This is a genomic window from Pseudoalteromonas sp. MIP2626 (assembly GCF_013414205.1).
Taxonomy (GTDB): domain Bacteria; phylum Pseudomonadota; class Gammaproteobacteria; order Enterobacterales; family Alteromonadaceae; genus Pseudoalteromonas; species Pseudoalteromonas nigrifaciens.
This window is the reverse complement of record NZ_JAATTW010000024.1, coordinates 17,207-41,246: the sequence shown is the minus strand read 5'-3', so window position 1 is coordinate 41,246 and position 24,040 is coordinate 17,207. Positions and strand designations below refer to the sequence as shown.

The window sequence follows — 24,040 nt, the reverse complement described above, 5'->3', positions numbered from 1 at the left end:
GATCTGAGCGTTTATCGCGTTATTAAGGGATTGAGCTTAAAAAAGGAATTAATACGCCATGTTAATTAAAGTAGTCATTAGCTGTGTAATAAGGTGGCTGTTTTTAAATACCTAATCCTTTAGCTACGCAGTTAATCTAATTCTAAATTTGCACGTTCAACGCTCTCTGCTGGTAATTCTTTTTGTACCGATACACCCAGCTCTTTAAACTCGCTTGCCTGTTTAATTAAGTTACCTTTACCTCGGTAAAGCTGCGAAAACGCTTTGTCGTAGCTTTCTTTAGCACGATCGAGCTGTTTGCCAACCCCTTCCATGCTGGTTAAAAAGCCATTGAGCTTGTTATAAAAACGCTCGGCTCGGGCTGCCAATTCTTTTGAGTATTTAGTTTGCTCTTCAAAGCGCCATAGCTGTTTAACTATATTTAAACTAGTGAGTAAGGTAGTGGGGGTTGCCACTAGAATATTTTTTTCGATTGCTTGCTGGTAAATATCACTTTGGTATTTAAGCGCTTCAACAAAGGCTGACTCTATTGGTACAAACATCACCACTACTTCAGGCGAGTTAAGCCCAGGTAGACGGTCGTACGATTTACTCGCAAGCTCGTTTATACGCGCTTTAACAGCCTCAACGTGCTCTTTAATAGCTTGCTGTGCTTCTAGCTCGTTATCGGCGTTAACATAGCGTGTGTAGGCGTTTAACGAAGTTTTAGCGTCAATAACTAAATGGCGACCTTGGGGTAAATACACAACTACATCGGGGCGTAAGCGGCCGTCTTCGGTGTTAAACGACACCTCGCGTTTATAGTCTACGCCTGCGCGTAAGCCTGCGCTGTCGAGCACGTTTTCTAGCATTAACTCGCCCCAATTGCCTTGGGTTTTCTTTTGCCCTTGTAGAGCGTTACTGAGCCTGTCGGCTTGTTCGGTTATGGCTTGGCTTTTTGCTTGTAAATGTAATAACTCGGTTTTAAGCGCGGCGCGTTGTTTTAAGTCTTCAACATGGATTGACTCCATTTTGTCGCGAAAGCCTTTTAGCTCGCCTTGCACTGGTTTTAATAGTTGCTCAATGCTTTCTTGATTGAGCACTTTAAACTTTTGAGACTTTTCTTCTAAAATTTGATTCGCTAAGTTTTCGAACTCTTTTTTAAGCATCTCTTTGCTTTGCTCTATTTGCGCAAGTTGTTCGCTAAAGTGTTGTTGTTTTTGCTCAAGCGTAGTGCGTATATTATTTAGCTCTACATCGCGTTGGCTATATTGTTTGCGCAGTGCACTTAGCTCGGCTTCGGCTTTTTGCCAAAACTGATTATATTGCTGGCTTTGTTTTTCTTGTTCGGTAAAGCGGGTTTTAAAGTGCTGCGCTTGGTCGCGTTGCTCTTGATGGGTATGCTCTAAAAGTTCGTGGTCATCCGCTAACTGGGTGTATTGCAGGGTTTTGCTCTCAAACTGACTTTGCAATAACGACAACTGCTGTTGCTGCTCACTAAGTTGTTGTTTTAATTTTTTACTAAGCGATGCAGATACTAGGCTACAAATTACGCCACCTGCGGTAACGCCTACGCCTACACTTAGCCAATCAATGCTAGTTAATAACTGAGAAAACATAAAATAAACTTATTAAATTTAGAGACATGCCATCATAACGAATAACTATCGATAGCAGTAGGGGCGGGATATAAATTAAAGGCATAAAAAAAGCCAACCTATAAAAGGTTGGCCTAACATTACTAAAACTAGTAACCAAATAGGGAAATCAACATGAAACTTGCGTTAACAACAATTCATCACAAGCATAATAGTAGACGGCAAATTGAATATTTAGTTCAACAATAATTTAAATTTATTTATATGTTGTTTAAGAAGGCTACTAAGTAAATTTTTTGCAAAAAAAAGCCAACTCAAACGAGCTGGCTCAATCATTACTAAACTTAGTAACTAAATAGGGGAATCAACATGAAACTTGAATTAACTGCAATGTAATCACAAGCATAATAGTAGACGGCAAGTTGAGTATTTAGTTCAATAATAATTTAAATTTATTTATATGTTGTTTAAGAGGGCTACTAAGTAATTTTTTGCAAAAAAAAAGCCAACTCAAACGAGTTGGCTTAATCATTACTAAATTTAGTAACTAAATAGGGGGATCAACATGAAACTTGGTTGAACTGCAATTCAACCGCTAGCAAAATAGTAGACGCTGCATATTTAATTAAGTTCAAAAAAAGTATAAAAAAATTAAACTTAAGTTTTGTGTAAAGCAGCCGTGTAAAAAAGGCATAAAAAAAGCCAGCCCTAAAGTGGGCTGGCTAAATCATTACTTATTTAAGTAACTAAATGGGAAATCAACATAATGCTTGGTTAAACTGCAATTTAACCGCTAGCATAATAGTAGACGCTGCATATTTAATTAAGTTCAAAAAAGATCTGCATATTTACAGACATTTTTAATCTTTAATTAAAGAGAGCATTTGTTGCTCGTCAAACTGGGTAAAACTCATTGATTTTTCGGTAAATAATGCATCTACAAGAGCTTGTTTATCTTGTTGCATTTTAAATACTTTTTCTTCAATTGAATTTGCCATAATAAGTTTATACACAAACACAGGATTAGTTTGGCCAATACGATAAGCACGATCTGTCGCTTGTTTTTCTACTGCTGGGTTCCACCAAGGATCGTAATGAATTACTGTGTCGGCTTGCGTTAAATTAAGCCCCGTTCCACCGGCTTTTAAACTAATTAAAAACACCGATGTTGCACCACTGGTAAACTCATCAATCACTTTATCGCGCTGGCGCGTTTGTCCGGTTAGTAAACTAAAGTTTATATTTATTTCTTTTAGGCGTTCAGCAATAAGATCGAGCGCAGAAGTAAACTGACTAAATATAATTACTTTTCTACCTAGGCTTAGCATTAGCGGTAAGCGATTACTTAGCCATTCTAGTTTTGCACTGCCAGCTTGAGTTGTTGGCTCTATTAATTTAGGGTGACAACAAATTTGCCTTAATTTTAACAGCGCTTCTAAAAAGGCGAGTTTACTTTTTTGCATACCTTGTTCAGAAAAAAGATCAGTTAGTTTTTCTTCTAATGCCTGAGTAATACTGTGGTACATTTCTTTTTGTTTTGGCTCAAATTCAAACTCTTTAATTAACTCTGTTTTTAGCGGTAACTCTTGTGCAACTTGCGCTTTAGTACGGCGTAATATAAACGGCATAATTAAGTCTTTAAGTTGCTGTGCTCGCTCTGCATTGCTCTCACGCTCAATTGGCGTTTGGAAGTGAGTTTTAAAATGCGTTTGCGAGCCAAGTAATGACGGCATAGCAAAATCAAGTAATGATTTAAGCTCGAATAAGTTGTTCTCTATTGGCGTACCACTTAAGCAAAGCTTAAAGTCGGCATTAAGGCGCTTCACTAAACGCGATACCTGCGCGGTATCGTTTTTAATATATTGCGCTTCGTCGAGTATAATATTTTCAAAATAAAGTGGTGAATAATACGCAATATCGCGTTTAAGTAGCGGATAAGTAGTTAATATACATTGTGCTTGCGCTACATTTTGTAATAACTCATTACGCTGGGCACCAAAAATAGTGGTTACTTTTAAGTTTTTAGCAAACTTGGTTATTTCTTTTTCCCAATTGCTTACTAGGCTTGTAGGGCACACAATGAGTGTAGGGCCTGCTTGCGCATTATTATAACTACTTGTTAGATAAGCAATAACTTGCAGAGTTTTACCTAATCCCATGTCGTCTGCTAAAATTCCGCCAAGCTGATGGCGTTTTAAAAAGTTTAACCACGCAACGCCTTGCTGCTGATACTCGCGCAATACAACTGAGTCATTTAACCCTTGTATAAGCGTAGTGGGGCGCGACTGGTCATTACTATTTAGCTCTTCTAAATAACGTGACAATGACTCGTCGTGTAGTTCAACATTTATAGCAGTATGACTTACCAGTTCAGGCAAGTATGAAAGCGGAATATTAAATTCATCTCTGGTTTTTATAAATTCAAATCGTTGTTTAAACTCATTTAACAAATGCAACGCTGCTTTATTTATAGCGCCAAACTCACGACCTATTGGGTAGTAATAAAACAACTCACTTTGACGATTTAACGATTCATAATGAGCATCTGTTTGATTAAATAATAATGTAGCTTTAGCATCGTTTAATATAATTTTGCACTGCATTTGATGCCCCGCAGTACGGTGTACATGCAAAGCTACTTGGCTTTGTGGGTTAACAGCATTTACTTTACTAACCGATACTTTCCAGCCTCGTTGAACAAAGCTAGGAAACACCTCATACACTAACCAGTGTAAGTGAATTGGCGATTGTTTATTAAAAATAAACTCACTTTGTAAACCCCCTTTACAAAAATCGAAACCTAAGTTTATTAGCTCGTTTTTTACGGTGTTTTCAAAAGCACTATTTACTAGGGTTTCTGGCGCTGTGCCTGCCAAATAATTTTTATTTTTATATTTAAACAATAACGAAAGCGTTAATCCTTCCGCCGACATTGTTACTTTTAAAACCGCATTACTAGAGAGTTTTGAGGTATTGTTTTTTTCATTAGTGGGGTGCGGAATAACACCTGAGCCAAAGTTATCGGCGAGTTGTTTATAAATACGGTCAAAATTAGTGTCGTGTAATGCTGGAATTGTTTGTAAATGAGCAATTTCGTCTGCACTTAAAGGGGTACGAATGCGTCCTACTTTATAAGTATCAAGATCTAAATAAGTAGGTGGCGTTGTTTTAATTAGTGTCCAATTTTTGCTGTTTTCTAAATTAACTTTTAATTGGGTTAGATCTTTTACTTGCTGCCAACTAAAGCTTAACGCTTGCCCTGTTTGCGCTTTAATTGATACGCGTGATCGTTGTAAAAACAATCTTTCAGTTGCTATAAGCTGTTGCAGTGCGTTAAAACCCCATTGCCCTTTAAGCTCAATATTACCTACTGCATTTTGTGAACGTATCCAGCTAAATAATCTAAAGTCGCTTTCTAATAAATCGCTAGGAGTTACAAAGCTGTTTAGCTGTTGCTCGGTAAGGTTACGGCCTAAGGCATAGCTTTGATTTTCATCGTAATTAGCTATTTTGGGCGTTAAAAACACTTTATTGTTTTCTACATCTAATACAAACAAAAGCACTTGTGAAGGCGGTTGTTCGGTACTGTTTTTAAGTGCTCCGAGTTCAGTAAACCAATCATTAATAAAGTAGTCTTCGCCGTACTCACCAGAGTGTTCTATTTTAAGTTTGAGCAAAATAGCAGCTAAGTGGCGGCATTTCGTTTTAACGTTACAGGTACAGTGAGTATCTACCGAATAACCAGTAGGTACTTTACTGATCTCAATACGTTGATTAAACGAAATACCTTTGTCGCCACGTACTGTTGAATCCACAACTGAAAAATCGCTATTATGCTCTAACCAGCTAATTTGGCCGTTTTTATAATACGCTTTACCTTTAGCCAATACGGCGGGCTTAAACAATTTTTTAATGAAGCGTTCAGAAAGAGGAAACTGGGTAGCCTGCTCATTTTTAATTTCTTCAAAAATAGCCATTAGATCAGTTTTAGATAAGTTAGCAGACATGTCACTCAAAGTATTAAATTTTAAAAACAATTTTTTTAGTATATGCCTTATATGCTCTGAGCTAAAGCAATATTAACGTTAAATAAACTGGTTGGAGCTGAGCGCTTAGTAAAAAATTGCTTTATAGCTAAATAATGCGCTAATTATTATTTATTTAAAATAAAACACACAGCTAACTCACAAGTTAAAAACAACTTACTAACACAAGGAGGGGGTTTACAGATCAGCTTTATACTAACAAAGCGCAAAACAGGTAGGATCTAAGATAAAAAGGTAATTTAGTTAGTAAAAAGCTGATCTAAAATAGGCAAGTAACTCTTTTATGCTTAAATTTTGCTATATGGGATCAGTTTTTTACTAACTTAAAGGGTGTACAGATCAATATTTAACTAAGCTAACACCCTTGTAGATCATTATTTTACTAACTAGTTAAATGCAGCTAATAGCTTAGTAAGTTGTTCTAAGCGCTTGTCTGTCATCACTTTATTGTTTATTTTTACTGAAACATCACCATTTTTTAAACTGCGCTGTACTGAAACAAAGTTACTCTCAAGCACAACTTCACGTTTAACGGCTATTTGTGGCTCGGTAGTTAAATACTTAGTAATGGCCATTGCACGCTTGTCATCGCTTGCTGCTGCGTTTATGTCTTCATAGTTAGCAATGTCAGCAACTAGCAAGTTAAAGGCTGCTTGGTCGCGCTCCTTTGCGCTAATCAGCTTTTTAGCCACTTCACGGCCAACATGATTAGCTGTAGGGTAAAGTGCAACAACATCTGCAGGGATTTGCTCGAATGCTTTTATTGCATCGGCAACCGCGGTATGCGATACGCCTTCAATAACTGCAATTTCACGGTAAGAGCCTTTTTTACCTTGCTCAATTAATTCATTTTTAGTGTTTTGATAAGCTTGTCCAAGTTCCCACAAGCTAGGTGCTATGTATTGATCAGACGAAACAGCTAAAATTTTTGCATCTTGATCTGTAAAGTCGCTAGAGCTCAACACTAAATAATCGGCATTACCCAAAATGCAGGCTTTACGGCGGCGTGATCCCGCGAGTACTAAGCTTGTATCGCCTTGATCCCAAAGAAGTGCCGGGTGTTGATTACGGCCATCTTCTTTTATTGCCGGTAGAATATCGGATACCGCCTTTTCATTTAACAGCGATTGTACTCGGCGGTTTTTGCCATATACCAGGGTTGTTGACTCAATGTCACTATGAGAAATCACTTTACAAACTAAAGTAATTTCTCTACTAGGATCGCTTGGGGCAGGCATACGAATTACATCGCCTGCGTTTGCTTGCTCTAATAAAGCATCAAGACTACTACTACCGACCGCTGTTGCAAAGGGGTCTAAGCGGGTGTCATTTTTACGTTTTTTAGCCATTTTTGTTTAACATCCTTACTTAGGGGTATTTAGTTTTGATTGTGTAGATTGCCAGTTAGAGCGGATCAGCATTTCAAGCTCATCAACTACATCTTTTATATTTTCTTGGGCACGCATTAACGATTCGCGACTAGCTAAACTATCTGACGCTTTTTGATCAAAAATAGTGTTAAAAGAAGACGAACTGGCTGTTATTGCTGAGCTATGGTTAATTGGGTAACTCATTACTTGGCGACCAAAAGCACTACGAACATCTTTAACAATGTCGCGTTGTGAATGGTTGCCTTTTACATAGTTAGTTACTAAAAACTGCATAAAGTCCCATCCTTCATGACCAAGGGCTGCAACTGTATGATAAATCTCGCCTAAACGTTTTAAATATTTATTATTAGCATCAAAGTCTACTGCTTCAGGGTGAACTGGTATTAGCATCGCTGTAGATGCCATTAATGCATTATAAAACATAAAGTTAAGGGTTGGAGCTGTGTCGATTAATAACACATCAAACTCGTCTTTTACTGGGTCTATTACTTTTTCAAGTAACTTATGATAATGACGGGTTTGTTCGTAATTTGAAGTGTCTTTGAGTAAAGTTGCTGTTTCGTGTTCAAAATAAAAATCATCCATACCAGATGGTAAAACACGAATATTTGGAATATGTGTAGGTAAAAATGAGCTTGATACAAATTCAGGCCACGTTTCACCTTCGTCTAATTCAATACAATCACGCATTAAATCGCCAACTGTGATTGGATCGGGCTCTGCTGATGGAAAAAAACTAGATGATGAACCTTGAGGATCTAAATCAATAATACCAATACGGTAGCGTTTTATATTTGTAGTTGCCAATGCTGCTGCAATATTAACCATACTGGTTGTTTTACCACAACCGCCTTTTAAGGAGTTAATTACAATAACTTGCAGTTTGTCATCACCAGTACGGTGATCTGGCTGAATATCCATAATATCGGCCATGGCAAAAATATTTACTAAAGTGTAAGCATAATGACCATTAGCACCACGTTTGATATTTAAATTATCAAAATCACCATTGTCGTGGCGTCGTTTTAAGGTACGATTGTTACAACCAAGCAGATCGGCAGCTGCTTTTTGCGTATAAGTTCTTAATTCTTTTTCTTCAGATTTAAGATGAGCGCGATAATGTTGTATACGTCCTTCTAGTGACTTTTCGGCAACTTCAGCAGTTGCTTTCAAAAGCCGGTAGGTACTTAGCGCATTATTATTGATAGACATACTTAATTCCTCAAAGTTAGGCTGTTAGTATAATGTCCATTCAATTTGCTGTAAACAACTATTTATAGTGACATGTGTTTTATAAACAAGACATCTAATAATATTTTTACATGCTTAATATTTCTTAGTATAAATAGAAAGGTTAAGTATGGTTAAGTATATAAGGTATTAAAGGTTAGAGGCTTAAATATAGGTGATAAACACATGATTTATATGAATAATAATAAAATAAGCAGATCAGCTTTATACTTGGTTAAGATCAGATCTTTATCTACTTGCAGATCAGTTTTTTACTAAGCTGAAAATTTAAACAATAGTTATACACAGGTTAATCATTAAGTTGCACACAAAAAAGCAGTGGTAGATCAGTTTTATACTAAGTAAATTATAAAGTTATACACTTACTCTGTAGTAAAAGACGGCTTTTAATTAGTATAGATCTGATCTGTAGTAGGTACAGATCAGATCTATGCTAACTCAATATACGCTTATCCACAGGGCTTTTAGTTTTTTAGTTAATTTGTCGTGTTAAATATTAAAAATTTAGCTTTGTAATGGACAAAAATCTCACTGAGTTAGTAAAAATGAGATTTGTAACCGCTTAGTTAGTAAAATAATGATCTGAAATTGAGTAAATTAGCCTCTACTTAGTATAATAGTGATCCGAAGGTTTTATTTTAGCTCAGATCACTTTTATACTAACTTAAACATTTAACTTTTTTGTCTTTATGTGTTGTTATTAGCTGTCGCAATAAAAATGGAAATAACAACAATGAGCCGAAAGGTCAACATCTCGGTAGATAACTTGCCCGATACACTAAGGGGCCAAATTCACGGGGTGGAAAGTGCAATTGATAATGAAAGCTTAGCACTGTTTACAGATAATAAAGATGTGCGGATTTCGATAGAAAATGCAGCTCATGGATTACGTGCTTATTCGAATACTTTTAACCATTATGATTTATGGGGACGCTTTGTCCGTTCGGGGCATAAAAAATTACCATTAGAAGAAGCACCTAAAAAAACAATAATTACACGCAAAATATCTGAAAAAATAGATGGTATTTTATACGACGGCGAATTAAAAATAACGCCGGCGGTTGTTAGTACACGCAAAGATGGTGAAGACGTAGAATATTTGGTTTGGCCGTCAGATAGAGAAGAAAAAGTAGAGCGTGCGCTGATCCGTTTAGCTTCTAAAGGCAAAATAGTAAAAATAAATTTTAAGTCCGGTATTCAATATGCTGTTGTTTTTTCGATGAACGAATTAGCACAAGAGCTGAAAACCGTTGGCCAGTCTATGCCATATCCACAAATTAAAGAATCACTTGAAGCATTACAAGGCTCAAAACTTTCGTTTAAATATTCGGCAACAGACACAAAAAATACAAACATTGATGATTCGTTTTACGAGTCGAACATGAACTTTTTATCGTCACTGCATTTTAGTGGAAAAAAAGGGCAAGGCGGTAATGTTAAATGTGTTGCGTGTTTAAATGCATTTGTACATAACATGATTGATAACCTTGAATACAAAGGATATTACTTTAACAGCGCCCAAGAATTAAAACGCGGATTGTCGCGTTGGATGATGCTGCGCTTATATCACCTTTGGCGTTATGCTGCTCCGGGAAAAACATACCATTTTAGATTATTGTCTATTATGGAAAAGTACGGCTCAATTTATTCAACGGATAATATTACCGAAAATAAACTAAAAGCGCTGCGTCGTGATATGACCACAACAATGAAAGATTTGATCGAAAAAGGGGCTATCTCTGAGTACAGTATTACCAATGTTAAAGACGATAAAACCGGTAATATTATTGACTACACTTACGAAATGCATCCATCAGATCAATTTTGTGATGAGATACTTACTCTGAATAAACACAATAAACGTATTGAAATACAAGGCGGTAAGCGTATTGTAGAAAATGCTGTGCTTATTGATGAAGACAAACTTGTTGAAATAGTAGATAAGTAATTTTTATTACAGAGTCAATAATAACAAAGGTCACCTAGCGTGACCTTTTTAACATAATCACTTTTCTACTTGTTCTAAATAAAGTCGATCTACTAAAAAATCATAGTCACGTTTTCGTGGATGACTTAATGGTTTTTCGTAATTTGGTAATACCCCAAGTTTTACGTCTGGTTCTGGGTTTATTAAAATAAAAGGTAGCGCCGCACTGACGTGATAACGGTTTTGCGCGGTATAACGCACATTTACCTGAGGGCTAACTCGAGTAGGGCGCCTAATTCTAAGTTTTTCTTTTTCACCTAAACTTGCTACCCGTAATTGCTCTTGTGCTACTAGCGCCTGCCATTTTTGCTGGTCGATCATTCTGGGGTTTCTATAACTAGCTGACTTTTGTAACATTTCGAGGGCCATTTTTTTGGTCAGTGTTTTAGTTGCATGTTTGTGCATCCAGGTAAATCGTACTGAAAAAGGCGATTCATGTTCACTATGAATTTTTCGATAAGCAGCCAAAGTAATTAAGTTGGGTACTGCATTATGCACCGCTTCAAAACGAGCATCGTTGTTATCAATAGCTAAAATACACTCTTTAAACGCTGCTTTTGCCTTATTTACTTGAGCAATTCGATTAATTAGTGCTTGTTTGTCAGCATTTTTTATAACTAATAGGCCAGGATGACGCTTTAAAACTCGGCTACTTAGCCCTTGTTTTTTATAAATGTCAGTAAAGGAATTTAATATAGCTTTATGTGCTAGTTCGCCTGATATTTTAGTAACTTTAATCGATTCGGCCACTTTATCTTCATCAACAGTGCTTATATCAGGAAGTTGATAATATTCGGCTTTTGTATATTCACATAGATTAAGCTCTTCTATTAGCCTTAATGTTAGTTCGCTCATTAAATCAAACTGACTTTTTATTTGTACTTTAGTTACCATGCAACCTCCAAAGAACACATCTTACTAAACTAATTATCGCACATAACCTTATCTTTGTTTAGCAAATAATTCTAGTTTACTCGGGGCTAAGTTTATCTAATAATCTAATTTAAGTATGATGTGTTCTTTGCAGCTTTGGTTAATTTTAAATCTCGTGCTTATGCATTTGAGTAGCTTAGCTCTTAATAATAATTCCCCAATACTCACATTTGTATACCGTTATAGGTTACAGCTAATAACGGCCTACTAGCTTCTGAGTGCAATTTAACTTTAGCCATGATTTGTAGTGAGGCTTTAAAATGAGGTTGATATAATTAACCGGCTCATACTTTGGGATACTTAAAATGTTTAGCTTGTGAGAACTGAATATACATTTATTAGTACCGGGCAGGGCAAACCATTTTGAGTTCCCTGTAGCTTAACTAATTAAGCAGCTAGCTAGTGCTGTTAATTAGTGCCGATCCAAACGTTCATACAAAGAGTAACTTAATATATTGCAGAGTATTCTATTATGCCTGGGTGAAATACAATACGTTGTCATGTCTATTTACACTACAGCATAAGATGCTGCAAAGCGTAAAACTTATACATATTAAAATAAGTTTTAACCTCAGTAATAACTGCCACTATTCACATTTTTATAAAAACTTAGTACTGAGACCAAATAAGTCTTTGTATTTTAACCTTAATCAGGGAGAGCTTTAGCCTAATAAACCCACTGTTTATAAACATCTAGTATATGTTGCGGTGGTAAATAAAACTCGCCTTAGCATGTATTTTTAAAAGTGCATAGTTATTGGTCAATTATTGTTTATATTAACTGTAAAGTTAAGAATACACATGGTGCAATTTAAGTATGATGTGTTCCCAGCTCGACCTGTTATAATAATTAACTCGGATTGAATGTAAGTCAACAACTCAAAAGTAACCATATAGAAGCTTAACTATATGTTTTAAATAGGTTATATGTTTTCTATTTGTCATTTTGTATTTGCGCTAAGGGCCCAACATATACGGCTAAATATATTAATTACCTAACCCATAACTAAATAATTAGTAAATAGTGAATTTAGTCCTTGAACAAACAGCCCTGCATACGTTAATTTCGTTGTATCAGGTAAATAGGAATGAGGAATGAATATGCAAACGTGGAACCCAAATAGCTGGAGAGAACTGCCAATATTACAGCAGCCAAACTACCCAGATCAAGAATCACTTAAATCAGTAGAAGCGCAATTAAAGAGTGCTCCGCCTTTAGTATTCGCTGAAGAGACCAGAAGTTTATTTAAGCAGCTGGAAGATGTATGCGAAGGGCGCGCTTTTTTATTACAAGGTGGTGATTGTGCTGAGTCGTTTAGTGACTTTAATGCCGCTAACATTCGCGATACTTTTAAAACAATTTTACAAATGGCCGTGGTATTAACTTACGGCGGTAAATGCCCAGTAGTTAAAATAGCACGTATGGCAGGGCAGTATGCTAAACCACGTTCAGCAGATTTAGAAACGATTGATGGCGTATCATTACCGTCATACCGTGGCGACATTGTTAACAATTTTGAGTTTACCGAACAAGCGCGTATCCCAGATCCACAACGCTTAATGACAGCGTATCATCACAGTGCCGCTACGTTAAACTTACTGCGTGCATTTGCACAAGGTGGCCTTGCTGACTTACACCAAGTAAACCGTTGGAATATGGGCTTTGTTGCGGCCAACCCACAAAAAGAAAAGTATCAACAGCTAGCTGATAAAATTCAAGATGCGCTTGAGTTTATGGAAGTGTGTGGTATTAATTCTACTATTGCACCAAGTTTAAAAGAAACCGATTTATACACCTCTCACGAGGCGCTATTACTAGGCTACGAAGAAGCACTAACTCGCCGTGACCATTTATCTGGCGATTGGTACGATTGTTCTGCGCACTTTGTGTGGATTGGCGAGCGTACGCGTCAGCTAGACCACGCGCATATTGAATTTTTTAAAGGAATTAAAAATCCAATCGGGGTTAAAGTTGGCCCAGGCATGGACCCAGATGATTTAATACGCTTAATTGATGCATTAAACCCAGATAACATTCCAGGTCGATTAACATTAATTACCCGTATGGGCGCAGATATACTCCCTGAAAAACTACCGGCACTGGTACGCAAAGTACAACAAGAAGGCCGTAAAGTAATTTGGAGTTCTGATCCAATGCACGGTAACACCGAAAAGGCGAGTTCAGGATACAAAACACGTAGCTTTGACAATATCATGCGTGAGATCAGCCAGTTTTTTGCAGTGCATAAAGCCGAGGGCAGCTATGCAGGCGGCGTGCATTTAGAAATGACAGGCCAACACGTTACTGAGTGTACTGGCGGTGCGTACGGACTGTCTGACGACGATTTAGCACAGCGCTATAAAACCCAGTGCGACCCACGTTTAAATGCCGATCAAGTATTAGAGTTAGGCTTTTTAGTTGCCGATTTATTAAAAGACGCACGTAAATAAATAAAATGACTACCCTAAATACAAACGCCGCTAATTAAGCGGCGTTTTTTATACTTTTTAGTTAAGTTAACCGCCAAGTAAGTTAGTACTTACGGCGCTCAAGATCGGTATCAGATATAATCTTCGCTGATATTTCTTCAACTGAGTGATGAGTAGAGTTTAAAAATGGAATTCTATTACGCTTATACAGCATTTCTACTTCGCGCACTTCAATACGACATTGACGAATAGAAGCGTATTTAGAATTAGCCATACGCCTGTCTCTAATGGCAGCAAGGCGCTCAGGATCAATAGTTAAGCCAAATAGTTTATGTTTAAAAGGTATTAAGCATTTAGGCAAGCCTTCAGTTTCAAGGTCGTCTTCGGTGATTGGGTAGTTAGCGGCTTTAATACCATATTGTAGTGCTAAATATAAACTCGTTGGGGTTTTACCACTGCGGCTCACACCAATTAAAATAATATCGGCCTCTCCATAGTTTTTAATATTACCGCCATCATCATTCATCAGCGCGTAGTTAACCGCATCAATTCTAAAATCATAGCTTTTTTCATGAATAGAGTGAGTTCGATGAATTTTTGGTACTGGCGCCACATTTAGTTCTTTTTCTATTTTTTCGCTATAGGTTGTCAAAAAGTCATAACACACTGCATTAGCAGAGCTAATAATTTCAGTTAAGTTGTAATTTACAAAGGTAAAAAATATTAAAGGCTTTTCACCGTCTCTTTTAGCCGTTGCATTAATTAACTCTTTAATTTGATGCGCTTTCTCTTCTGTTTCTACAAAGGGAATGGTTTTATGATTAAATTCAACAGGGAACAGTGACAAAGTAGCATGGCCAAAAACCTCAGAAGTAATTGCTGTGCCATCTGAAATATAAAAAGCAGTTCTCATAAATCCTCTTTTTTATTACTTTTAATTTTAAAATTAAGTTTCTCACGGTTTACGTGAGGACTGTTGCCAGTGTAGAATGGGTGTGACCTTTATAAAAGGTTTTCTTTCTTAACTCTCACAGTTATATCGATTGTATTAAGTAAATAGTCAATTATAGCGATAGGAAGCGCTTTATTAGCAACATAAAAATTAACAGGTAGTTGTTCTACATGAAAATTTTTAACTTGTTAATACAATGTCTAACTCGCTAAAATGATTAAATGTTAATTAGTTGGTATTTAGTACTACAATTTGTTTTTTTTGGAGAAAGATCCGTGCAAGAATACGTTCTCTGGTATCAAGAGCTTGGTATGCAAGATGTTCCTCGTGTTGGCGGTAAAAACGCTTCACTTGGCGAAATGATTTCAAACCTAGCAAACGCAGGTGTACAAGTGCCGGGTGGTTTTGCAACTACCGCTGATGCTTTTAATGAGTTTTTAGATCAATCAGGACTCACCGCAAAAATTCACGATATTCTAGATACACTTGATGTTGAAGATGTGAATACACTCGCTAAAGTCGGTGCCGATATCCGCCAATGGATAATCGATACACCATTCCAACCTAATCTAGATAAAGCCATTCGCGAAGCATACAGCCAACTCCACGGCGACACAGCAGCCGATGTTTCATTTGCAGTACGTTCATCAGCTACCGCTGAAGACATGCCAGACGCATCATTCGCAGGCCAGCAAGAAACCTTCCTAAACGTTGTTGGTATCGACTCAGTAATGGTCGCTATTAAACACGTATTTGCTTCATTATTTAACGACCGCGCTATCTCTTACCGTGTTCATCAAGGGTACGATCACCGTGGTGTTGCACTGTCTGCTGGTATACAACGCATGGTTCGTTCAGATAAGTCAGCATCTGGCGTTATGTTTAGTATTGATACCGAGTCTGGTTTTGAAGATGTTGTATTTATCACATCAAGCTACGGGCTAGGAGAAATGGTTGTACAGGGCGCAGTAAACCCTGATGAATTTTATGTTCATAAACCAACATTACTTAAAAACAAACCTTCAGTAGTACGTCGTAACATTGGCTCTAAAGCCATTCAAATGATTTACTCAGAAGACAAAGCACATGGTAAGCAAGTAGACATCGTTGATGTTGCCCCTGAGCTTTCAAATAAATTTTCGATTACAGATGAAGAAGTGCAAGAACTTGCCAAGCAAGCTGTAATCATCGAAAAACATTACGGTCGTCCAATGGACATCGAATGGGCAAAAGACGGTAACGACGGCAAACTATATATAGTTCAAGCTCGTCCAGAAACGGTTCGCTCAAACGAAGATGCCAACGTAATGGAACGTTTTCAATTAAATGGCACCAGCAAGGTTGTTGTTGAAGGCCGTGCAATTGGTCATAAAATTGGTAGCGGTGTTGTTCGTGTTCTTAACTCAATCAAAGAGATGGATCAGGTTCAAGTAGGCGACATTTTAGTTACCGACATGACTGACCCAGATTGGGAACCTATCATGAAACGTGCTGCAGCGATTGTTACAAATCGTGGTGGCCGTACTTGTCATGCTGCAATTATTGCACGTGAACTTGGTATTCCAGCCGTTGTTGGCTGTGGTAACGCAACTGATTTAATTACAGCTGGTCAAGAAGTTACCGTATCATGTGCCGAAGGTGATACAGGTTTCATCTACGAGGGTATTTTAGACTTTGAAGTACTTACTTCACGTGTTGACGAAATGCCTGAGTTACCAATGAAAGTAATGATGAACGTAGGTAATCCAGATCGTGCATTCGATTTTGCTCGTTTACCGCATTCAGGTGTTGGCCTAGCCCGTGTTGAATTTATTATCAACCGTATGATTGGCGTTCACCCTAAAGCACTACTTAATTTTGATGCACAAAGTGATGCGTTAAAAGCAGAGATTACCGACATGATGGCCGGTTATGAATCTCCGGTAGAGTTTTATATCTCTAAATTGGTTGAAGGTATTTCTACTCTGGCGTGTGCATTTGCACCAGAGCGTGTAATTGTTCGTATGTCTGATTTTAAATCAAACGAGTACGCAAACTTAGTTGGCGGCCAACAATACGAACCGGAAGAAGAAAACCCTATGATTGGTTTTCGTGGCGCCGCTCGTTATGTGTCAGAAGCTTTCCGTGACTGTTTTGCACTAGAGTGTGAAGCAATTAAACGCGTAAGAAACGGCATGGACATGACTAATATCGAAATCATGATCCCATTCGTACGTACCGTTGAAGAAGGTAAGCGTGTTATTGAACTACTTGAAGAGCATGGCCTTAAACGTGGCGATAATGGTCTAAAAGTAATTATGATGTGTGAACTGCCTTCAAATGCACTATTAGCTGAAGAGTTTTTAGAGCATTTTGATGGTTTTTCTATCGGTTCAAACGACTTAACTCAGCTAACGCTTGGCTTAGACCGTGACTCAGGTTTAATCGCACATTTATTTGATGAACGCGACCCTGCAATCAAAAAGCTACTTTCTATGGCAATTAAAACAGCTAAAGAAAAAGGCAAGTATGTAGGTATTTGTGGTCAAGGTCCTTCTGATCATGAAGATTTTGCAGCATGGTTAGTAGAGCAGGGCATCGACTCTGTTTCATTAAACCCAGATACAGTACTAGAAACATGGTTATACTTAGCTGAAAAACTAGCTAAATAATTACTTTGTTTAATAAAAATGCCAGCTTTTGCTGGCATTTTTGTTTGTGTAATTTAATACAAAGTTTTAACGAGCTAATTTTTTATCTAAATATCGGCACGATTTAGTTAACGCTTTTTGACAAAGTCTCAAATAATGCCTTGCTTTTGGGTAGTCAAAAGAAAAACACAATAACCCCGCCATAAAAAATATTAACGATGGTCCAGGTACAATCGCAAAAAATAAACCCAGTAACATGCACAATACACCGGCTAAAAGTAATAGTATTTTTTTCATAGTTAAAGCCCCCTAGTAACTGTTAACTTGAGTATAATTGCAGTGCGAATAAAATCGATTAAAAGAGTGTTACAAACTGTAAAATCTTCAATTTCTATTACCCCGCAGCATGATATAATTAATCAAATGCCTTAAAATATCGCCGTCATGATAGCAACTATTACACAGCAAGATGCCGCGACAGAAGTTGTCGCAAATTACTTAAGTACCATTAAAAATCAAGGATTTACTGGAGACACTGACGCAAGTTATGCAACCCGCATAACAGCTTCAACCGATAACAGTATTTACCAAGAGCTACCGCAAGGTGTTATCTTTCCTAAAACCGAAAAAGATATTCAACTTGCGTTGCAAACAGCATCTCGCGCCCCCTTTTTATCGTTAACATTTGGTCCGCGCGGCGGCGGCACTGGGACTAACGGGCAATCATTAACCCCTGGTATTATTGTCGATTTATCACGATACATGCGTGAAATACTCGAAATAAACACGCAAGAAGGCTGGGTGCGTGTACAAACTGGGGTAATAAAAGATCAGCTTAATGACTTTTTAAAACCTTATGGGTTTTTCTTTTCACCCGACTTATCTACCAGTAATAGAGCAACCATTGGCGGTATGATCAGCACTGATGCTTCGGGTCAAGGCTCGCTAGTTTACGGTAAAACGAGTGACCATGTTTTAGGGCTAACAACTTATTTGGTCGATGGCACACCTATGTGTACTGCAGCTATTGATACAGAGAAAGCAAAGGTAATCGCAGAGCAAGACACATTAGTTGGTCATTTATACAAAACCGTTTTAGATATTGCACTAAATGAGCGCGAAGCGGTATTAGCTAAATTCCCTAGATTAAACCGCTTTTTAACCGGATATGACCTAGAGCATGTGTTAAGTGATGACTTACAAACTTTTGATATGAGCCGTTTAATTACCGGCTCTGAAGGATCATTAGGTATAGTTACCGAGGCTAAATTAAAGCTAACCCCCATTGCTGAATTTAAAACTTTAATTAATATTAAGTATGATAGTTTTGATTCTGCACTACGTCATTCACCATTTTTGGTAGCTGCGAGAGCAACCTCAGTTGAAACTGTCGATAGCAAAGTTTTAAACTTAGCACGCCAAGATATTATTTGGCATTCAGTATCGGACTTAATAACCGATATTCCTAATAAAGATATGCAAGGGCTCAACATGGTTGAGTTTAATGCTGTATCACCAGAGGATATAAAAGACAAAGTAGACACTTTGTGCAAACTATTAGATCAGTGCGTGGCACAGCAAACTAATGGTGTTATTGGTTATCAGCTAACCAGTAATAAAAGTGATATTTTAAAAATTTATGCCATGCGTAAAAAGTCAGTCGGGCTTTTAGGTAATGTAAAAGGCAGCCAAAAACCACTCGCCTTTGCAGAAGACACCGCGGTACCACCAGAAAACTTAGCTGATTATATAGTAGAGTTTAGAGCATTACTCGACAGCCATAATTTACAATATGGAATGTTTGGCCATGTTGACGCTGGAGTTTTACATGTTAGGCCCGCGCTCGATATGTGTGACCCAGAACAAGAAAAACTGTTGCGTGTTATTTCAGATGAAGTGGTAAAACTCACCGCTAAATACGGTGGTTTAATGTGGGGCGAACACGGTAAAGGGTATCGTAGCGAATATGGCCCAGCGTTTTTTGGCGAACATTTATTTACTCAGTTACGTAAAATAAAAACTGCATTTGATCCAAACAACCGAATAAACCCAGGTAAAATATGCACACCTATCGATAGTGAAGACTCACTAGTTAGTGTTGATGGACAAAAACGTTCATGGTTCGATAAACAAATATCTATTGATGTAAAAACAAGTTTTAATAATGCCATGACCTGTAACGGTAATGGTATATGCTTTAACTACGATGAAAACTCACCTATGTGTCCGTCGTATAAAGTAACCGGCGATCGCCGACATTCACCTAAAGGTCGCGCAAGTTTAATGCGCGAATGGTTACGCCTACAAGAAGCAAAAGATATAGATTTACTTGAGGTCGAAAAGCAACTAAATAAAGGCGAAGTAATTACCTGGTGGGAGCGTTTTGTTCACAGCCGTGAAAAAAACAAAGGCATTTACGACTTTTCTCACGAGGTTAAGGCTTCGATGGACGAATGTTTAGCCTGTAAAGCATGTACTACTGCTTGCCCAATTAAAGTAGATGTACCTACTTTTCGTTCGCGTTTTTTAAATTATTATCATAGTTACTACGCACGTCCTCTTAAAGATTACCTAGTTGGCAATATAGAAGTTAGTACGCCATTAATGGCTAAATTTGCACGTATTATTAATCCTATAGTAAGTACAAACCTAGTTAGTAACATTATTAAAAAAACCGTGGGTTATGTAAATACACCACAATTAAGTATTCCCGCACTAACTAGTCGAGTAAACAAAGCTCATACTTTTAATTTTGAATTACTAAATAAATTAAGTGCTGAGCAACAAAACGAATATGTATTAATAGTACAAGACCCATTCACTAGTTTTTATGAAGCAGAATTAGTAGAGAGTTTTATTACGCTTATTACTCAGCTCGGCAAAAAGCCAATGTTATTACCTTTTAAACCCAATGGAAAACCACAACATGTAAAAGGGTTTTTGCATGAGTTTAAAGTAACAGCAAAAAACGCTGCGGAGTTTTTAAATAAACTTAACGATATTAATGCGCCACTGGTTGGTTTAGATGCTTCATTAGTTATGTGTTACCGCGATGAGTACAATACAATTTTAGAAAATAATCGTGGTGATTTCCATGTGCAACTTGCTCACGAGTGGTTACAAACTCAGTCGTTTACGCAATTAAAAGCAAAACAAAATACTAATACTAATACTGAATTTACTTTATTAAGCCACTGTACCGAAACTACCGCCTTACCAAAAGCTGCGAGTGTTTGGCAAAATATTTTTAGCGATATTGGCTTAACATTAAAAACAACCAGTACTGGTTGTTGCGGCATGGCGGGTACTTATGGTCATGAAGCACAAAACCAAAACAACTCGCGCGCACTATACGAAATGAGTTGGAAACCTATTGTAGATAAAAATAAACCCGAGCAACTGTTATCAACAGGATTTTCTTGTCGTAGCCAAGTTAAACGATATGAAAAATTTAAACCTAAACATCCAATTGAGTTACTTGCACACCTACTTAGCAATTAAACTTTATTAGGCTGATTAAAAAATGCGTAACTCTATAAATAAAATTACGCATTTTTACTTTTTACTTTTTAGCAAAACTATCTGCAATTGGCTTAGTAGTTATACCATGAATAAATACACTAAATAAAATAGTGGTCATAGCAATAGTTGCAATCTGATATTTATTTTCTATTTGAGTATCAATTACCATTAACGTAAATACTATCGATGCGAGTCCTCTTGGTCCAAACCAAGCAAAAGTAAATCGCTCTTTTATATTCAGTGCAGTAAATTGCAGTGACAACATAACCGGAATTATTCTGATCAAAGTTGCACTAAGTAAAGCATAAATGATTATTTCAAAACTGAGTTTTGGTAAAACCAAATAGGCACTTACAAAACCAAATAAACACCAAATTAATAATGCAGCAAAATCGGCTATGTGCTCTGAGTCTTCAACAATTTCACAACGTATCGATTCTGGAGAAAACCGGTCAAACAATAAACCTGCTACAAACACGGCAATAAAACCACTACTATGAAAATACTGTGTAATAGAAAATATCGCCATTGCAAAACCTACCAGCAAAAAAGGACTGGTTTTTTGTGCAAAATAATGGCGTTGCATAGCAAAGTTTAAAGTAGGAATAAATATCGCAACACTCGCAATTGCAATTAATAGCGCTATACCAAGTTCCCGAGTAAAAATAATCATAGTTTGTGAAGCTGTGATCCCAAGCTCGGGGTTATTAGCTAATAACAAAAAAATTAAAAATACAGGTACACATAAACCATCATTTAAACCACTTTCAGTATTTATTCCTTCGCGGATATTTTCGGGCACTTGTGTACTTTCTAATAGTCCTTTACTGAGTGCTGCATCGGTTGGTGTTAAAATAATTGCTAATAATGCAGCTTGAATAAGTGTTAACTCTGCAAATAAAAATAATGCAGTACCAATACCTAACAACAAGGTAAGGGGTAGGGCAACAAATAATAATAAACTTGGGTACTGATAACTATGTTTTAAAACGCTTAGTTTTGTTTTTGTAGCGTCGGTAAATAAAAACAAACTTAAAGTTAATTCAATTAAAGGTAATATATAAGCTCCACCATTTTTTAATTGTTCAACTTCCTCAGGTATAAACCAGGCAAGTGCTATTCCTCCAATCACAAAAAACATTGGGCCAGTGATTTCGGTTCTTTCTAATTGCCTGATTGTTAATGAATAAATTAAAAACAAACTGCCAATAAAAGTAATAACTAAATATTCCATTATATTTTCCTTTTTAAACCAGATTTTGCACGTTCTTTTATATTTGTTTGAATATAAATTTGGTCTGTAGTTGCTATTTTTGCGTGTCCTAAATCTTCAGATAAATGTTTGAGTGGTCGTGTTTGCGCATCGTGTGTTGCACCTGTATGTCTAAGCCAATGTGCGGTTGCTGCTTCAAGTTGTTCAGAGTCATCTTTAAAACCATCATCAAGTAAAGATTGCTGAGCTAAATCAAAACTTTGTTGTACCAAACGTCGTATTTGCCTAACTGTCATGCCACCTTGGCCACGGATTTTATGCACCAAAGGTTCAGATTCATCAACGCGTGGTAGGGCAGGTAAACCACGATAAAGTCGGTAGCGTTTTAAATATTCAACAAAATCATCGCTTAGAGTTACATCTCGTAATTTATTACCTTTACCCATAATACGCAAAAACCAAAAACCATCATTGTCTTGCCAAAAATGCGACATAACGGGCGACCATTGTGGCCGCTCTGACAATTCGGAGATCCGTAAATATAATCCTTTTAAACATGCCAGAGTAAATAAATTTCTTTCTAGATCAGGTTGTTGCTCACATAAGTCGCGCGTTACCCCAAACACATATTCCCATTGTATATCGCTTAGCGTATCGGGGATCTGTATTTGCGATTGAACCACCAAATAGGGGCTATTCTTTTTTACTACCGGCACAAAATTGGCAAAGGTTTTTTCTTCTAGAATAGCAAACTTATAAAATACGTTAAGTGCAGTAAACATTGCCGATAATGTTTGTTGGCTAGCAATTGATTCTTTTTGGATGAAAGGGCGCCAATTTGTATTTAAACGACGAATACCTTGCTCGTCTTTATAACGCCATTGTACTGATGTTGTAGCCCAAGCTTTATCTGGTTCAACAACAAAATCTACATAACCTTCAATATCTTCGCGCTTTAAATCAAATACTGATTTTTCAGCCACTAACCATGCCCATAAATAAAAACGTTCAAGCTCACTTCTAAACCGACTATAGGTTGCTTCCGATTTGCGACCATAAACATATAAAAACTGGTATAAGAAGGTAAGATCTTGTTTTGATTCAGTTACAGTCAAGCCAACTTGCTGTATAAAGGTAGCCAGTTCTGGATATTCTGAATTTAAAGTATTATCTTCAAGATGAGCAATTTGATATCTCAATTGTTTTAACGTATCAACCAAAGCAACTAGCATAGTAATAAAATATTCAATAAAATAATAGACTTATAGATTAACCATAAAGTCCGATACTGTCTAGTATTGGACATAAATAGATTCTATTATTTTGTAATTATATACTTGCTAGTTATAAATGTTATTTAAGGAAAATTCATGAAAAGATTTATTTTGCTAAGTATGGTCGTATTTACACTCGCGCTCACAGGTTGTGCAACAACAGGCAGCGCCTCACCAAGCGAAAAACGTGCATTAGTGCATAGCATGGAATCAAATACATTAAGTAAACTTTACACGATAAAACCAGATGTTAAAAAGCAAATTGCTAACTCTGCAGGTTATGCTGTTTTTGATAATGCCAACGTCAATGTTGTTTTAGCTAGTTTTGGTGGTGGTTATGGTGTTATTAAAAATAACCTAACGGGTAAATCTACATACATGAATATGGGCGAAGCCGGTTTAGGCCTAGGTTTAGGTGTTAAAGACTTTAACGTTGTTATGGTTTTTCATAACCAAGCGGCACTAAACAGATTTATTGAACACGGTTGGGCATTTGGCGGAAACGCAGATGCAGCAGCTAAATATAAAGAAAAAGGCGGTGCATTAGTTGCCGAAGCTATAGCAGACCAAGTTACTGTGTATTCTTTGACCGAAAGCGGCCTTGCACTACAAGCAGTATTAAAAGGTACTAAGTTTTGGGTCGACTCCGAGCTTAATTAACCCCTAAATTACTCTCCTAAAAGCGAGCTGATTTGAATAATCACCCTCGCTTTCTTTTAAATAAAGCAATTTAACATAACGTAATTTATGGGCTGTGTTAATTATAACCGTAACCAAATAAGTTTTCAGAGTCTGTCCTTGGTATTATTCATTCATATAGCGTATTGAATGAAT

14 protein-coding genes are annotated in these 24,040 nt (G+C 37.0%); 5 read left to right on the top strand and 9 right to left on the bottom strand.

The features are described from left to right. Nucleotides 1–131 precede the first annotated feature (131 nt). The 4 genes from rmuC to HC000_RS11320 all read right to left on the bottom strand — a co-directional run bounded on the left by rmuC (nt 132) and on the right by HC000_RS11320 (nt 8,226). Nucleotides 132–1,598 carry a DNA recombination protein RmuC gene (gene rmuC, locus HC000_RS11335; RefSeq protein WP_089368995.1) on the bottom strand — a complete coding sequence of 489 codons (1,467 nt, stop codon included), beginning with the start codon at nt 1,596–1,598 and terminating at the stop codon, nt 132–134. An 839-nt stretch (nt 1,599–2,437) separates the two neighbouring features. Then, nucleotides 2,438–5,584, bottom strand: a complete 3,147-nt coding sequence (locus HC000_RS11330) for a DEAD/DEAH box helicase (RefSeq protein WP_089369318.1) — start codon at nt 5,582–5,584, stop codon at nt 2,438–2,440. A gap of 425 nt (nt 5,585–6,009) precedes the next feature. Beyond that, a complete protein-coding gene (locus HC000_RS11325; protein ID WP_179807672.1) occupies nt 6,010–6,972 on the bottom strand; it encodes a transcriptional regulator in 963 nt (320 codons plus the stop codon). 15 nt (nt 6,973–6,987) lie between these two features. Next, nucleotides 6,988–8,226 (bottom strand): AAA family ATPase, encoded by a 1,239-nt coding sequence (locus tag HC000_RS11320; RefSeq protein ID WP_058374625.1) that lies wholly within the window; start codon nt 8,224–8,226, stop codon nt 6,988–6,990. Between the two features lie 772 nt (nt 8,227–8,998). On the opposite strand from HC000_RS11320, the gene HC000_RS11315 reads away from it, so the two are divergent. Further along, the gene (locus tag HC000_RS11315; protein ID WP_011330184.1) at nt 8,999–10,213 is read left to right on the top strand and encodes a hypothetical protein; all 1,215 of its coding nucleotides are present in this window, start codon (nt 8,999–9,001) and stop codon (nt 10,211–10,213) included. A 57-nt stretch (nt 10,214–10,270) separates the two neighbouring features. Here the strand turns inward: HC000_RS11315 and HC000_RS11310 are convergent, their stop codons facing one another. Then, nucleotides 10,271–11,146 (bottom strand): DNA replication terminus site-binding protein, encoded by an 876-nt coding sequence (locus HC000_RS11310; protein ID WP_179807671.1) that lies wholly within the window; start codon nt 11,144–11,146, stop codon nt 10,271–10,273. 1,140 nt (nt 11,147–12,286) lie between these two features. Between HC000_RS11310 and HC000_RS11305 the strand changes: the two genes are divergently transcribed. Then, nucleotides 12,287–13,636 carry a 3-deoxy-7-phosphoheptulonate synthase class II gene (locus tag HC000_RS11305; protein ID WP_172459254.1) on the top strand — a complete coding sequence of 450 codons (1,350 nt, stop codon included), beginning with the start codon at nt 12,287–12,289 and terminating at the stop codon, nt 13,634–13,636. Nucleotides 13,637–13,718: 82 nt separating this feature from the next. Here HC000_RS11305 and HC000_RS11300 read toward each other — a convergent pair whose 3' ends face one another. Beyond that, a complete protein-coding gene (locus HC000_RS11300; protein WP_011330181.1) occupies nt 13,719–14,528 on the bottom strand; it encodes a pyruvate, water dikinase regulatory protein in 810 nt (269 codons plus the stop codon). 314 nt (nt 14,529–14,842) lie between these two features. Between HC000_RS11300 and ppsA the strand changes: the two genes are divergently transcribed. Next, nucleotides 14,843–17,218, top strand: a complete 2,376-nt coding sequence (ppsA, locus tag HC000_RS11295; protein ID WP_089369316.1) for a phosphoenolpyruvate synthase — start codon at nt 14,843–14,845, stop codon at nt 17,216–17,218. A 66-nt stretch (nt 17,219–17,284) separates the two neighbouring features. On the opposite strand, the gene HC000_RS11290 is transcribed toward ppsA, so the two are convergent. Further along, a complete protein-coding gene (locus HC000_RS11290) occupies nt 17,285–17,494 on the bottom strand; it encodes a PGPGW domain-containing protein (RefSeq protein WP_089369315.1) in 210 nt (69 codons plus the stop codon). A 147-nt stretch (nt 17,495–17,641) separates the two neighbouring features. Here HC000_RS11290 and HC000_RS11285 point away from each other — a divergent pair, with 147 nt between their 5' ends. Continuing rightward, nucleotides 17,642–20,698, top strand: coding sequence for an FAD-binding and (Fe-S)-binding domain-containing protein (locus HC000_RS11285; RefSeq protein ID WP_179807670.1), 3,057 nt, complete (start codon nt 17,642–17,644; stop codon nt 20,696–20,698). A 61-nt stretch (nt 20,699–20,759) separates the two neighbouring features. Here the strand turns inward: HC000_RS11285 and HC000_RS11280 are convergent, their stop codons facing one another. Both HC000_RS11280 and HC000_RS11275 read right to left on the bottom strand, forming a co-directional pair. Continuing rightward, nucleotides 20,760–21,953, bottom strand: a complete 1,194-nt coding sequence (locus tag HC000_RS11280) for a cation:proton antiporter (protein ID WP_179807669.1) — start codon at nt 21,951–21,953, stop codon at nt 20,760–20,762. Continuing rightward, complete coding sequence (locus HC000_RS11275; RefSeq protein WP_011330177.1) at nt 21,953–23,164, bottom strand: tyrosine-type recombinase/integrase; 1,212 nt, start codon at nt 23,162–23,164, stop codon at nt 21,953–21,955. Before HC000_RS11275 ends, HC000_RS11280 begins: the two co-directional genes overlap by 1 nt. A gap of 138 nt (nt 23,165–23,302) precedes the next feature. Between HC000_RS11275 and HC000_RS11270 the strand changes: the two genes are divergently transcribed. Next, a complete protein-coding gene (locus HC000_RS11270; protein ID WP_089369312.1) occupies nt 23,303–23,866 on the top strand; it encodes a YSC84-related protein in 564 nt (187 codons plus the stop codon). Nucleotides 23,867–24,040: the final 174 nt, after the last annotated feature.

Bases quoted from the DNA above. Each gene is read 5' to 3' on its own strand.
- rmuC (WP_089368995.1), bottom strand. From the start codon at position 1,598: ATGTTTTCTCAGTTATTAACTAGCATTGATTGGCTAAGTGTAGGCGTA.
- HC000_RS11290 (WP_089369315.1), bottom strand. From the start codon at position 17,494: ATGAAAAAAATACTATTACTTTTAGCCGGTGTATTGTGCATGTTACTG.
- HC000_RS11300 (WP_011330181.1), bottom strand. From the start codon at position 14,528: ATGAGAACTGCTTTTTATATTTCAGATGGCACAGCAATTACTTCTGAG.
- HC000_RS11315 (WP_011330184.1), top strand. From the start codon at position 8,999: ATGAGCCGAAAGGTCAACATCTCGGTAGATAACTTGCCCGATACACTA.
- HC000_RS11275 (WP_011330177.1), bottom strand. From the start codon at position 23,164: ATGCTAGTTGCTTTGGTTGATACGTTAAAACAATTGAGATATCAAATT.
- HC000_RS11325 (WP_179807672.1), bottom strand. From the start codon at position 6,972: ATGGCTAAAAAACGTAAAAATGACACCCGCTTAGACCCCTTTGCAACA.
- HC000_RS11330 (WP_089369318.1), bottom strand. From the start codon at position 5,584: ATGTCTGCTAACTTATCTAAAACTGATCTAATGGCTATTTTTGAAGAA.
- HC000_RS11270 (WP_089369312.1), top strand. From the start codon at position 23,303: ATGAAAAGATTTATTTTGCTAAGTATGGTCGTATTTACACTCGCGCTC.
- HC000_RS11280 (WP_179807669.1), bottom strand. From the start codon at position 21,953: ATGGAATATTTAGTTATTACTTTTATTGGCAGTTTGTTTTTAATTTAT.
- HC000_RS11305 (WP_172459254.1), top strand. From the start codon at position 12,287: ATGCAAACGTGGAACCCAAATAGCTGGAGAGAACTGCCAATATTACAG.
- HC000_RS11320 (WP_058374625.1), bottom strand. From the start codon at position 8,226: ATGTCTATCAATAATAATGCGCTAAGTACCTACCGGCTTTTGAAAGCA.
- HC000_RS11310 (WP_179807671.1), bottom strand. From the start codon at position 11,146: ATGGTAACTAAAGTACAAATAAAAAGTCAGTTTGATTTAATGAGCGAA.
- HC000_RS11285 (WP_179807670.1), top strand. From the start codon at position 17,642: ATGATAGCAACTATTACACAGCAAGATGCCGCGACAGAAGTTGTCGCA.